Source organism: Micromonospora sp. ZG13, assembly GCF_059359355.1.
In genome coordinates, this window is sequence record NZ_JCADBQ010000013.1 from 101837 (window position 1) to 114646 (window position 12810).

The following is a 12810-nucleotide window of genomic DNA, read 5'->3' on the forward strand; positions in this document are numbered from 1 at the left end:
CGCGTGGTCGCGGTCAGCTGGCGAAGAACGCCCGCGGATCGGCCACCAGCACACCGTGCTCGGTGAGCCGCTCGATCAGGCCGGACGGCGAGGCGTCGTAGACGATCGCGAGCGCGCGCAGGTCGTCGGCGCGGATGGAGAGCACGCGGCCGTTGTAGTCGCCGCGCTGCTGCTGGATGGCCCGCGCGTACCGGGCGACGTAGGCCAGGTCCTCGGAGGCCTCGTCGTAGAGCCGCTCCAGGTCGAGGACGATCTTGCTGGTGGGCTCGTGGCGAACCCCGCTGCCGTCGGGCAGCAGCTCCGAGACGGGGACGCGGTAGAAGTCGGCCAGCTCCGCCAGGCGCGACACCGTGACGGCGCGGTCGCCGCGCTCGTAGGAGCCGACCACCACCGCCTTCCACCGCCCGTTCGACTTCTCCTCCACACCCTGCAGGGAGAGGCCCTGCTGCTGGCGGATGGAGCGCAGGCGGGCGCCCAGAGACTTGGCGTATTCAGAGGGCATTAAACACTCCCAGTGCTGCTCGGGGTTCTCCCAGCGATCGCTACGGAGCGTGACGGTACGGGGATTGGCACAACTGGTCAAGTGGTCGTGACCTTACCGTTGGGATGACCGGGGGAGTTGTCCCCATTTCGCCGGGCTGACCAGGGGGTCAGTGGCCGGCGGCGCTCAGTGCGGTGACCACTGGTAACGTGGCGGGAAGCCCCGGTCCGGGCCGCTCGCGTCCCGGTACCGGCATCCGACGTCCTTTAACGACCCGTCCCGTGAGGCGGGGAAGGAGGTCCGCCGTGGCCTACCCACCGGCTGCCCAGTCGCCGCCGCCGCGACAACCCTCGGTGAAGGTGATCCTCGCCAGCGCCGACGTGCAGCGCGTGGTCGACCGCATCGCCCACCAGATCCTGGAGAAGACCCAGGGCGCCGAGAACACGGTGCTGCTGGGCATCCCCACCCGGGGCGCCCCGCTCGCGAAGCGGCTCGCCGCCCGGATCAGCACCTTCGAGGACGTCACCGTCCCGGTCGGCGTGCTCGACATCACCCTCTACCGCGACGACCTGCGCCGGCACGCCACCCGCGCGGTCGGGCCGACCCAGGTGCCGCCCGGCGGCATCGACGGCAAACGGGTTGTCCTCGTCGACGACGTGCTCTTCTCCGGCCGCACGGTGCGGGCCGCGCTCGACGCGCTCAACGACGTCGGGCGTCCGGCGTCCGTCCAGCTCGCGGTCCTGGTCGACCGCGGCCACCGCGAGCTGCCCATCCGCGCCGACTACGTCGGCAAGAACATCCCGACGTCCCTCGCGGAGAGCGTGAAGGTCACCCTCGCGGAGACCGACGGCACCGACGAGGTCAAGTTGTACGGGGGGACCCTCCAGTGATCCGGCACCTGCTCTCCGGCGCCGACCTGGACGCCGCCACCGCCACCGAGATCCTGGACACGGCCGCCGAGATGGCCACCGTCGCCGGCCGGGAGGTCAAGAAGCTCCCCGCGCTGCGCGGACGCACCGTGGTCAACCTCTTCTACGAGGACTCCACCCGGACCCGGATCTCGTTCGAGGCGGCGGCGAAGCGGCTCAGCGCCGACGTGATCAACTTTTCGGCCAAGGGGTCCAGCGTGACCAAGGGCGAGAGCCTGAAGGACACCGCGCTGACGCTTCAGGCGATGGGGGCCGACGCGGTGGTCGTCCGGCACCCCGCCTCGGGCGCCCCGCACCGGCTGGCCGACTGGGTCGACGGCTCGGTGGTCAACGCCGGCGACGGCACCCACGAGCACCCCACCCAGGCGCTGCTCGACGCGTACACGATGCGCTCCCGGCTGGGGCGGCTGGCCGGCCTGTCGGTCGCGGTGGTCGGGGACGTCCTGCACAGCCGGGTGGCCCGCTCCAACGTCCTACTGCTGTCCACGCTCGGCGCGAAGGTGACCCTGGTCGGGCCGCCGACGCTGATCCCCGTGCACATCGCGCAGGCCCTCGCGCCCGGCACCGACGTCTCCTACGACCTCGACGCGGTGCTGCCGCAGTCGGACGTGGTGATGATGCTCCGGGTGCAGCGCGAGCGGATGAACGACTCCTACTTCCCGTCCGCCCGCGAGTACGCCCGCCGCTACGGCCTGGACGGCCCGCGGATGCGCCGGCTGCCCGAGCACGCGATCGTCATGCACCCCGGCCCGATGAACCGGGGGATGGAGATCACGCCCGAGGTGGCCGACTCGCCCCGCTCCACCATCGTCGAACAGGTCGCCAACGGGGTCTCCGTGCGGATGGCCGTCCTCTACCTGCTGCTCGGGGGGAACAACCGGTGAGCTCGTACCTGATCTCCAACGTCAGCGTCGTCGGCGCCGCGCCGACCGACGTGCTGATCCGCGACGGCGTCGTCGCGGCCGTCGGCGCCGGGCTGACCGCCCCGGAGGCGACCGTCGTCGACGGCACCGGGCTGGTCGCCCTGCCCGGCCTCGTCGACCTGCACACCCACCTGCGCGAGCCCGGCCGGGAGGACGCCGAGACCGTCGAGTCGGGCTCCCGGGCGGCGGCGCTCGGCGGCTACACGGCGGTGTGCGCGATGGCCAACACCTCGCCGGTGGCCGACACCGCCGGCGTGGTCGAGCAGGTCTGGCGGCTCGGCCGGGAGGCCGGGCTGGTGGACGTGCAGCCGATCGGCGCGGTCACCGTCGGCCTGGCCGGTGAGCACCTCGCCGAGCTGGGCGCCATGGCGGACTCGGCGGCCCGGGTGCGGATCTTCTCCGACGACGGGCACTGCGTGGCCGACCCGAGGCTGATGCGCCGGGCGCTGGAGTACGTGAAGGCGTTCGACGGGATCATCGCCCAGCACGCCGAGGAGCCCCGGCTCACCGAGGGCGCGCAGATGCACGAGGGCGAGGTCTCGACCCGCCTCGGCCTGACCGGCTGGCCGGCGGTCGCCGAGGAGGCGATCATCGCCCGGGACGTGCTGCTCGCCGAGCACGTCGGCAGCCGCCTGCACGTGTGCCACGTCTCCACCGCCGGCAGCGTCGAGGTGCTGCGCCAGGCCAAGGCGCGGGGCATCCGGGTCACCGCGGAGGTCACCCCGCACCACCTGCTGCTGACCGACGAGCGTGCCGGGACCTACGACCCGGTCTACAAGGTCAACCCGCCGCTGCGCACCGCGACCGACATCGCCGCGCTGCGGGCGGCCCTGGTCGACGGCGTGATCGACGTCGTCGCCACCGACCACGCCCCGCACGCCGTGGAGGACAAGGAGTGCGAGTGGGCGTACGCCCGGCCGGGCATGCTCGGCCTGGAGACGGCGCTGTCGATCGCCCTCGACGTGCTCGGCCCGCAGTGGGACCTGATCGCCGAGCGGATGTCGCGCGCCCCGGCCCGCATCGCCGGGCTGGCGGAGCACGGCCTCGACCCGGCGCCCGGCGTGCCGGCGAACCTCACCCTGGTCGACCCGGCCGCCCGCCGCACCATCGAGCCGGCGGAGCTGGTTAGCCGTAGTCGCAACACCCCGTACGCCCGCATGACGCTGCCGGGTCGCATCGTGGCGACCTTCCTGCGCGGCGAGCCGACGGTCCTGGACGGAAAGGCTGTTCTATGACGAAGCGGAGGCCCGCGATCCTCGTGCTGGAGGACGGGCGCACGTTCCACGGTGAGGCGTACGGCAGCGTCGGGGAGACCTTCGGCGAGGCGGTCTTCAACACCGGCATGACCGGCTACCAGGAGACGCTGACCGACCCGTCCTACCACCGTCAGGTGGTGGTGCAGACCGCCCCGCACATCGGCAACACCGGCGTCAACGACGAGGACGACGAGTCGGGCCGGATCTGGGTCGCCGGCTACGTGGTCCGCGACCCGGCCCGCGTCGGCTCGAACTGGCGGGCCACCGGCGGGCTGGAGGAGCGGCTGTCCGCCGAGGGCGTCGTCGGCGTCAGCGGCGTGGACACCCGGGCGCTGACCCGGCACCTGCGTGAGCGCGGCGCGATGCGGGTCGGCATCTCCAGCGTCGAGACCGACCCCCGGGCGTTGCTGGCCCGGGTACGGCAGGCCCCCGAGATGGTCGGCGCGGACCTGTCGGCCGAGGTCACCACGGCGCAGCCGTACGTGGTGGCGGCCGAGGGCGAGCACCGCTTCACGGTCGCCGCGCTGGATCTGGGCATCAAGCGCAACGTCCCGCGCCGGCTCGCCACCCGCGGGGTCACCACCCACGTGCTCCCGGCCGGCTCCACCATCGACGACCTGCTCGCCACCGGCGCGGACGCGGTCTTCCTCTCGCCCGGGCCGGGCGACCCGGCCACCGCCGACGGGCCGGTGGCCCTGGCGCGGGAGGTGCTGCGCCGCGAGGTGCCGCTGTTCGGCATCTGCTTCGGCAGCCAGATCCTCGGCCGGGCGCTGGGCTTCGGCACCTACAAGCTCGGCTACGGCCACCGGGGGATCAACCAGCCGGTGCTCGACCGGGTCACCGGCAAGGTCGAGGTGACCAGCCACAACCACGGCTTCGCGGTCGAGGTCCCCGGCGCGCGCCACGGCGCGGTCGTACCCGATGCGGTGATCGAGACCGAGTTCGGCGGCGTCCAGGTCAGTCACGTCTGCCTCAATGACAACGTGGTCGAGGGGCTGCGGGCGAAGGACGTGCCCGCCTTCACCGTCCAGTACCACCCGGAGGCGGCGGCCGGTCCGCACGACGCGGACTACCTCTTCGACCGCTTCGCCGAGCTCATCGAGGGCCGGACCCACAGCGAGGGGCGCACACATGCCTAAGCGGACCGATCTGAAGCACATCCTGGTCATCGGCTCCGGGCCGATCGTGATCGGGCAGGCCTGCGAGTTCGACTACTCCGGCACCCAGGCCTGCCGGGTGCTGCGCAGCGAGGGGATCCGGGTCAGCCTGGTCAACTCGAACCCGGCGACGATCATGACGGACCCCGAGTTCGCCGACGCCACGTACGTCGAGCCGATCACCCCGGAGTTCGTCGAGCTGGTGATCGCCAAGGAGCGCCCCGACGCGATCCTGCCCACCCTCGGCGGGCAGACCGCGCTGAACACCGCCGTCGCCCTGCACGAGGCGGGCGTGCTGGAGAAGTACGGCGTGGAGCTGATCGGCGCCAACATCGAGGCGATCAACCGCGGCGAGGACCGGCAGCTGTTCAAGGACATCGTCGCCAAGGCCGGCGTACGCCTGGGCATCGACGACCCGGCGGGCCTGGTGCCCCGCTCCCGGGTCTGCCACTCGATGGCGGAGGTCGAGTCGACGGTCGCCGAGCTGGGCCTGCCGGTGGTGATCCGGCCGTCGTTCACCATGGGCGGCCTCGGCTCCGGCATGGCGCACACCCCGGAGGACCTGGCCCGCATCGCCGGCGACGGGCTGGCCGCCAGCCCCGTGCACGAGGTGCTCATCGAGGAGAGCGTGCTCGGCTGGAAGGAGTACGAGCTCGAACTCATGCGCGACCGGCACGACAACGTCGTGGTGGTCTGCTCGATCGAGAACGTCGACCCGATGGGCGTGCACACCGGCGACAGCGTCACCGTCGCCCCGGCCATGACGCTGACCGACCGGGAATACCAGCGGCTGCGCGACCTGGGCATCGCGGTGCTGCGCGAGGTCGGGGTGGACACCGGCGGCTGCAACATCCAGTTCGCCGTCAACCCGGCCGACGGCCGGATCGTGGTGATCGAGATGAACCCCCGGGTGTCGCGGTCGTCGGCGCTGGCCTCGAAGGCCACCGGCTTCCCGATCGCGAAGATCGCCGCGAAGCTGGCCATCGGCTACACCCTCGACGAGATCCCCAACGACATCACCCTGAAGACCCCGGCGGCGTTCGAGCCGACCCTGGACTACGTGGTGGTGAAGATCCCCCGGTTCGCGTTCGAGAAGTTCCCGGGTGCCGACCCGGAGCTGACCACCACGATGAAGTCCGTCGGCGAGGCGATGAGCCTGGGCCGCAACTTCAGCGAGGCGCTGAACAAGGCGATGCGCTCGCTGGAGACGAAGGCGGGCGGGTTCTGGACGCTGCCCGACCCGGCCGGCGCGACGAAGGAGAACACCCTCGACGCGCTGCGGATGCCGCACGACGGACGGCTCTACACCGTCGAGCGGGCGCTGCGTCTCGGCGCCTCGATCGCCGAGGTGACCGCCGCGTCGGGCGGGATCGACCCCTGGTTCCTGGACCAGATCGCCGCCCTCGTCGAGCTGCGCGCCGAGATCGTGGACGCCCCGGTGCTCGACGCCGAGCTGCTGCGCCGGGCCAAGCGGGCCGGGGTGTCGGACCGGCAGCTGGCCGCGCTGCGCCCGGAGCTGGCCGCCGAGGACGGCGTACGGACGCTGCGGCACCGCCTCGACGTCCGCCCGGTCTACAAGACGGTGGACACCTGCGCCGCCGAGTTCGAGGCGACCACGCCCTACCACTACTCGACGTACGACCAGGAGACGGAGGTCGTCCCGTCGGCCCGGCCGAAGGTGATCATCCTGGGCTCGGGGCCGAACCGGATCGGCCAGGGCATCGAGTTCGACTACTCCTGCGTGCACGCGGTACAGGCGCTGCGCAGCGCGCCGCTCGGTGGGGCGGGCGGGGCCGGCTACGAGACGGTGATGGTCAACTGCAACCCGGAGACCGTCTCCACCGACTACGACACCGCCGACCGGCTCTACTTCGAGCCGCTCACCTTCGAGGACGTGCTGGAGGTCTGGCACGCCGAGGACTCCTCCGGCCGGGCGGCCGGCGGGCCGGGCGTGGTCGGGGTGATCGTGCAGCTCGGCGGGCAGACGCCGCTGGGCCTGGCGCAGCGGCTGAAGGACGCGGGCGTGCCGGTCGTCGGCACCTCCCCGGAGTCGATCCACCTGGCCGAGGAGCGGGGCGCGTTCGGCGCGGTGCTGGCCCGGGCCGGGCTACGCGCCCCGGCGCACGGCATGGCGACCTCGTACGACGAGGCGAAGGCCATCGCCGACGAGATCGGCTACCCGGTGCTGGTGCGTCCGTCGTACGTGCTGGGCGGGCGGGGCATGGAGATCGTCTACGACGACGCCACGCTGCGCGACTACATCGGGCGGGCCACCGAGATCTCCCCGGACCACCCGGTGCTGGTCGACCGCTTCCTCGACGACGCCATCGAGATCGACGTGGACGCGCTCTGCGACGCCGACGGCGAGGTCTACCTCGGCGGGGTGATGGAGCACATCGAGGAGGCCGGCATCCACTCCGGCGACTCGTCCTGCTCGCTGCCGCCGATCACCCTGGCGGGCTCGCACGTGGCCCAGGTGCGCCGCTACACGGAGGCCATCGCCCGGGGCGTCGGGGTGCGCGGCCTGCTCAACGTGCAGTACGCGCTGAAGGACGACATGCTCTACGTGCTGGAGGCGAACCCGCGCGCGTCCCGCACGGTGCCCTTCGTCTCCAAGGCCACGGCGGTGCCGCTGGCGAAGGCGGCCGCCCGCATCGCGCTGGGCGCCACCATCGCCGAGCTGCGCGCCGAGGGGCTGCTCCCGGCGAGCGGGGACGGCGGTTCGCTGCCGGCCGGCGCCCCGATCGCGGTCAAGGAGGCGGTGCTGCCGTTCAAGCGCTTCCGTACGCCCACCGGCAAGGGCGTGGACTCGCTGCTCGGCCCGGAGATGAAGTCCACCGGCGAGGTGATGGGCATCGACACCGCCTTCGGGCACGCCTTCGCCAAGTCGCAGTCGGCCGCGTACGGCTCGCTGCCGACCACCGGGAAGATCTTCGTCTCGGTCGCCAACCGCGACAAGCGCGGCATGATCTTCCCGATCATGCGCCTGGCCGACCTCGGCTTCGAGATCGTGGCGACCACCGGCACGGCGGAGGTGCTGCGCCGGCACGGCATCGCCTGCGAGCAGATCCGCAAGCACTACGAGTCCGGCGGGGGCGAGGACGCGGTGTCGCTGATCCTGGGCGGCGACGTGGCGCTGGTGATCAACACCCCGCAGGGCTCGGGGGCGAGCGCCCGCTCCGACGGCTACGAGATCCGCAGCGCCGCCGTCACGGCGGACATCCCGTGCATCACCACGGTGCCGGGCGCGGCGGCGGCGGTGATGGGCATCGAGGCGCGGATGCGGGGCGACATGCAGGTGCGCCCGCTCCAGGAACTGCACGCCGCGCTGCACGCCGCCCTGCGGGCCGCGCAGTGACCGGCCGCCCCCGCCCGTACGCGTCGATCATGAAGTTGCTGTCGGCCGGCACTGCGGGTCGCGGCGGCGGCTTCATGATCGACGGGGGTGGCCGGTCGTGATGTTCGAGCGCGCCGTGCGGCCGGGGCTGTTCCGGATCGGGGGCGGCGACGCCGAGGCCGCGCACGAGTGGACGCTGCGCCGGCTGGCGGGGTTGTCCCGCCGGCCGGCGGCGCTGGCCGTGCTGCGGGCCCGCTACGCCGTCCGGGCGCCGCGCACCGTCTTCGGCGTCGAGTTCCCCAATCCGGTCGGGCTCGCCGCCGGGATGGACAAGGACGGCGCGGCCCTGCCGGCCTGGCCGGCGCTGGGCTTCGGCTTCGTCGAGGTCGGCACGGTCACCGCGCACCCGCAGCCGGGCAACCCCCGGCCCCGGCTGTTCCGGCTGCGCGACAGCGAGGCCGTGGTGAACCGGATGGGCTTCAACAACGCCGGCGCGCAGGCCCTGGCGGCGCGGCTGGCGGCGCTGCCCCGCCCGCTCGGGGTGCCGCTGGGCATCTCGCTGGGCAAGTCCAAGGTGACCCCGCTGGACGAGGCGGTGCAGGACTACCTCGCCTCGTACCGGGCGCTGCGCGCGCACGGCGACTACTTCGCGGTCAACGTCTCCTCGCCGAACACCCCGGGCCTGCGCTCGTTGCAGGACCGGGCGCACCTGGACGCCATCCTGGCGGCGCTGGTGGGGGAGAAGCCGGTGCTGGTGAAGATCGCCCCGGACCTCACCGAGCCGGCGATCGCCGAGCTGCTGGAGGTCTGCCTGGCCCGGGGCGCCGCCGGGGTGATCGCCACCAACACCACGCTGGCCCGCGACGGTCTCGCCCCGGCGGACCGGGCGCGCGGCGCGGAGACCGGCGGGCTGTCCGGTCGCCCGCTCGCCGACCGTGCCCGCCAGGTGGTCGCCTTCGTGCACCGCGAGGCCGGCGGCCGGCTGCCGGTGATCGGCGTCGGGGGCATCGTGGACCCGGACGCGGCGGCCCGGATGTTCGACGCCGGCGCCGCCCTGGTGCAGCTCTACACGGGCTTTATCTACCGCGGCCCGGCCCTGGTCCGCGCCGCCGCCCGCGCCGCGGGGTCGAACGGGTGACACCCGAGGAGATCCTGGCCGCCGACCGGGCGCACGTCTGGCATCCGTACGCGGCCCTGCCGCCGGCCAGCGCGCCCTACGTGGTCGAGGGCGCCCGGGGCGTACGGCTGCGGCTGGCCGACGGCCGGGAGCTGGTCGACGGGATGTCGTCGTGGTGGGCGGCGATCCACGGCTACCGGCACCCGGTGCTCGACGCGGCGGTGACCGACCAGCTCGCCCGGATGAGCCACGTGATGTTCGGCGGGCTCACCCACGCCCCCGCGGTCCGCCTGGCGACCACCCTGGTCGAGCTGGCCCCGGAAGGGCTGGAGCACGTCTTCCTGGCCGACTCCGGCTCGGTCGCCGTCGAGGTGGCGGTCAAGATGTGCCTTCAGTACCAGCGCGCCACCGGCCGGCCGCAGCGCCGCCGGCTGGGCACCTGGCGGGGCGGCTACCACGGCGACACGTTCCACCCGATGAGCGTCTGCGACCCCGAGGGCGGCATGCACCACCTCTGGGGCGACGTGCTGCCCCGGCAGGTCTTCGCCCCCGTGCCGCCCGGCGGTTTCGACACCCCGCCCGATGCGGCCTACGAGGCCGCCCTGGTCGAGGCGGTCGAGCGGCACGCCCACGAGCTGGCCGCCGTGATCGTGGAGCCGGTGGTCCAGGGCGCCGGCGGCATGCGCTTCCACCACCCGCACTACCTGCGGGTGCTGCGCGAGGTGACCCGGGCGCACGGGGTGCTGCTGATCTTCGACGAGATCGCCACCGGCTTCGGCCGGACGGGCACCATGTTCGCCGCCGAGCACGCCGGGGTCGTGCCCGACGTGATGTGCGTCGGCAAGGCGCTCACCGGCGGCTACCTCACGCTGGCCGCCGCGCTCTGCACGGCGGAGGTCGCCCGGGGCATCTCCGCCGACGGCGTGCTGGCGCACGGCCCGACGTTCATGGGCAACCCGCTGGCGTGTGCGGTCGCCAACGCCTCCCTCGGCCTGCTGCGGGCCGGGGACTGGGCGGGGCGGGTGGCGAAGGTGGGGGCGGGCCTGCGGGCCGGCCTGGAGCCGTTGCACGGCGCGCCGGGGGTGGTCGACGTGCGGGTGCTCGGCGCGATCGGCGTCGTCCAGCTCGACCACGAGGTGGACCTGCCCGCCGCCACCGCCGCCGCGGTCGCCCAGGGGGTCTGGCTGCGGCCGTTCCGCGACCTGGTCTACACCATGCCGCCGTACGTCACCGACGACGCCGACCTGGCCCGGATCGCCGCCGGGGTCGCCGCCGCGGTGCGCGCCGGCTGAGCCGCCGGTCACGGTCCGGCGGCCGTACGCGGGCGGCGCGCGCCGCCCGCGACAGGAGCGTGCCCCGGCGGCGGACGCCCCGGGGCGCCGAGGAGAGGGAGAGAACCGGATGGAGAGCTTCGGCGCCCGCCTGCACCGGGCCGTCACCGAGCGGGGACCGCTCTGCGTCGGCATCGACCCGCACCCGGGGCTGCTGGCCCGCTGGGGGCTCGACGACGACGTACGGGGCCTTGACCGGTTCGCCCGGACGGTCACGGAAGCCCTCGGTGACCGGGTCGCGGTGGTCAAGCCCCAGTCGGCCTTTTTCGAGCGGTTCGGCTCGAAGGGCATGGAGATTCTTGAGTCAACTATCCGACAGTTGCGCGAGGCCGGCTCGCTCGTTCTGCTTGACGTCAAGCGCGGTGACATCGGCTCGACGGTCGCCGCGTACGCCTCCGCGTACCTCGATCCATCCAGCCCGGTCCATGTGGACGCGGTGACCGCGAGCCCGTACCTCGGTGTCGGCGCGCTCGCGCCGATGTTCGAACTGGCCGCCGAGCACGGCGGCGGGGTCTTCGTGCTGGCGCTCACCTCCAACCCCGAGGGCGCCGCCGTGCAGCGCGCCCGCACCGCCGACGGGCGCACCGTCGCGCAGGCCGTCATCGACGAGATTTCCCAGCTCAACGCGGGTGCGCAGCCGCTCGGCAGCTTCGGGTTGGTGGTCGGCGCGACCATCGGTGACACCGGTCACGACCTCTCCGCGGTGAACGGTCCACTGCTCGCCCCGGGCCTCGGGGCGCAGGGCGGGACCGCGGCGGATCTGCGCGTCGTCTTCGGCTCCGCCCTGCCCGCGGTGCTGCCCTCGTACTCGCGCGAGGTGTTGGGCGCGGGCCCGGATCCGGACGCGCTGCGCGCCGCCGCCGACCGGGCGCTGACCGACTGTCGGGCCGCCCTCGCCACTGGTGACTGACTGACGGCTCGGTCACCTTTGTAAAGATCATCGCGCGTCCACGTTGCCGAATGCGCCGACGAACGCTAGTTTTCCCCGCGCTGGGAACCACGGACCCCTTGGTTCACAGCGACACCACGTTTCACAGATGCGGCGGTGCGTCCCGCCCGTCGCGATAGGGACCTGAGGAGAACTGGTGCCGCTCCCGTCACTGACCCCCGAACAGCGTGCTGCCGCGCTGGAGAAGGCCGCGGAGATCCGCAAGGCCCGTGCTGAGCTGAAGGAGCAGCTCAAGCAGGGCAAGACCACCCTCGGAGCCGTCCTCGAGCGTGCCGAGTCCGACGACGTCGTCGGCAAGCTCAAGGTCTCCGCCGTGCTGCAGGCGATGCCGGGTATCGGCAAGATCCGGGCCACCCAGATCATGGAGAAGCTCAAGATCGCCGACAGCCGTCGCCTGCGTGGCCTCGGCGAGCAGCAGCGCAAGGCACTGCTTGGGGAGTTCGCCGCCAACTGAGGCTGGCTGCGTGTAGAAACAAGCAGTGAGCACGGATGACGAGGCGCGCCCGGCGGCTCGGCTCACTGTCCTGACGGGGCCTTCGGGCTCCGGCACGGAGAGTGTCGTCGAGCGCGTCCGGGCGCGTTCTCCATCCGTCTGGGTCCCGGTGCCGGCCACCACGCGCCCGCGCCGGGAGCGCGAGCTGGACGGCGTCGACCGGCTCTTCCTGACCCCCGCCGAGTTCGACCGGATGGTCGCCGCCGGGGAGCTGCTGGAGTGGAGCCGGGCCGGGCCCCACCGGCGCGGTACCCCCCTCGCGCCGCTGCGGTCGCGGCTCGCCGCCGGGCAACCGGTGCTGATCGGCCTCGACCTCCCCGGCGCGCTGCTGGTCCGGGCGACACTGCCCGACGCCCGGCTGGTGCTGCTGCACCCGCCGGGGAACATCCCCGCGCAGGCCGCGCCGGCCGCCTTCGAACACACCCTCGCGCACGACCTCACCGGGCGGGTCGTCGACGAGCTGGTAGGCTTGTCCGGTTCTTCTTTCCTGGCTCCGGCGCCACCGCCCGTACGCGGTGGACCGCCAGCACCGCCGCGCGCGGTGCGATAGACGCAGAGGTTAATTCGTGGGATCCATCGCAAACCCCGAAGGCATCACCAACCCGCCGATCGACGAGCTTCTCGAGAAGACGACCTCGAAGTACGCGCTGGTGATCTTCGCCGCCAAGCGTGCGCGCCAGGTCAACGCCTACTACAGCCAGCTCGGCGAGGGCCTGCTGGAATACGTCGGGCCCCTGGTCGAGACCACGCCGCAGGAGAAGCCCCTCTCCATCGCCATGCGTGAGATCAACGCGGGCCTGCTCACCGCCGAGCCGACCGACCAGCCGTAACCCGCCG

12 protein-coding genes are annotated in these 12810 nt (G+C 73.1%); 11 read left to right on the top strand and 1 reads right to left on the bottom strand.

Features of this window, described 5'->3' with window-relative positions:
* Window positions 1-13: 13 nt before the first annotated feature.
* Window positions 14-502 (bottom strand): transcriptional regulator BldD, encoded by a 489-nt coding sequence (gene bldD, locus AC5L34_RS23275; RefSeq protein ID WP_013285505.1) that lies wholly within the window; start codon window positions 500-502, stop codon window positions 14-16.
* 284 nt (window positions 503-786) lie between these two features.
* Between bldD and pyrR the strand changes: the two genes are divergently transcribed.
* The 11 genes from pyrR to rpoZ all read left to right on the top strand — a co-directional run bounded on the left by pyrR (window position 787) and on the right by rpoZ (window position 12803).
* On the top strand, window positions 787-1371 hold the full coding sequence (pyrR, locus tag AC5L34_RS23280; RefSeq protein WP_441177279.1) for a bifunctional pyr operon transcriptional regulator/uracil phosphoribosyltransferase PyrR: 585 nt from the start codon (window positions 787-789) through the stop codon (window positions 1369-1371).
* Window positions 1368-2294, top strand: a complete 927-nt coding sequence (locus tag AC5L34_RS23285) for an aspartate carbamoyltransferase catalytic subunit (RefSeq protein WP_210834604.1) — start codon at window positions 1368-1370, stop codon at window positions 2292-2294. The genes pyrR and AC5L34_RS23285 overlap by 4 nt, the downstream gene beginning before the upstream one ends.
* Entirely contained in the window at window positions 2291-3568 is a 1278-nt protein-coding gene (locus AC5L34_RS23290; RefSeq protein WP_494826948.1) for a dihydroorotase, read from the top strand. Before AC5L34_RS23285 ends, AC5L34_RS23290 begins: the two co-directional genes overlap by 4 nt.
* Window positions 3565-4728 (top strand): glutamine-hydrolyzing carbamoyl-phosphate synthase small subunit, encoded by a 1164-nt coding sequence (gene carA / locus AC5L34_RS23295; RefSeq protein WP_494826950.1) that lies wholly within the window; start codon window positions 3565-3567, stop codon window positions 4726-4728. Before AC5L34_RS23290 ends, carA begins: the two co-directional genes overlap by 4 nt.
* Complete coding sequence (gene carB, locus AC5L34_RS23300) at window positions 4721-8104, top strand: carbamoyl-phosphate synthase large subunit (RefSeq protein ID WP_441177282.1); 3384 nt, start codon at window positions 4721-4723, stop codon at window positions 8102-8104. The genes carA and carB overlap by 8 nt, the downstream gene beginning before the upstream one ends.
* Before the next feature lie 97 nt (window positions 8105-8201).
* Window positions 8202-9221 (top strand): quinone-dependent dihydroorotate dehydrogenase, encoded by a 1020-nt coding sequence (locus AC5L34_RS23305; protein ID WP_494826953.1) that lies wholly within the window; start codon window positions 8202-8204, stop codon window positions 9219-9221.
* Complete coding sequence (locus AC5L34_RS23310; protein ID WP_494826955.1) at window positions 9218-10492, top strand: adenosylmethionine--8-amino-7-oxononanoate transaminase; 1275 nt, start codon at window positions 9218-9220, stop codon at window positions 10490-10492. Before AC5L34_RS23305 ends, AC5L34_RS23310 begins: the two co-directional genes overlap by 4 nt.
* A gap of 109 nt (window positions 10493-10601) precedes the next feature.
* Window positions 10602-11441 (top strand): orotidine-5'-phosphate decarboxylase, encoded by an 840-nt coding sequence (gene pyrF / locus AC5L34_RS23315; RefSeq protein ID WP_494826957.1) that lies wholly within the window; start codon window positions 10602-10604, stop codon window positions 11439-11441.
* Window positions 11442-11616: 175 nt separating this feature from the next.
* Window positions 11617-11934, top strand: a complete 318-nt coding sequence (mihF, locus tag AC5L34_RS23320) for an integration host factor, actinobacterial type (RefSeq protein WP_007458370.1) — start codon at window positions 11617-11619, stop codon at window positions 11932-11934.
* Between the two features lie 25 nt (window positions 11935-11959).
* Window positions 11960-12523 carry a nucleoside/nucleotide kinase family protein gene (locus tag AC5L34_RS23325; protein WP_441177286.1) on the top strand — a complete coding sequence of 188 codons (564 nt, stop codon included), beginning with the start codon at window positions 11960-11962 and terminating at the stop codon, window positions 12521-12523.
* A 16-nt stretch (window positions 12524-12539) separates the two neighbouring features.
* The gene (rpoZ, locus tag AC5L34_RS23330; protein WP_007075826.1) at window positions 12540-12803 is read left to right on the top strand and encodes a DNA-directed RNA polymerase subunit omega; all 264 of its coding nucleotides are present in this window, start codon (window positions 12540-12542) and stop codon (window positions 12801-12803) included.
* The last annotated feature ends 7 nt before the right edge of the window (window positions 12804-12810 follow it).

What these genes read in the sequence shown, in the direction of transcription:
- bldD (WP_013285505.1), bottom strand. Translation starts at nt 502, where the DNA reads ATGCCCTCTGAATACGCCAAGTCTCTGGGCGCCCGCCTGCGCTCCATC.
- carA (WP_494826950.1), top strand. Translation starts at nt 3,565, where the DNA reads ATGACGAAGCGGAGGCCCGCGATCCTCGTGCTGGAGGACGGGCGCACG.
- carB (WP_441177282.1), top strand. Translation starts at nt 4,721, where the DNA reads ATGCCTAAGCGGACCGATCTGAAGCACATCCTGGTCATCGGCTCCGGG.
- pyrF (WP_494826957.1), top strand. Translation starts at nt 10,602, where the DNA reads ATGGAGAGCTTCGGCGCCCGCCTGCACCGGGCCGTCACCGAGCGGGGA.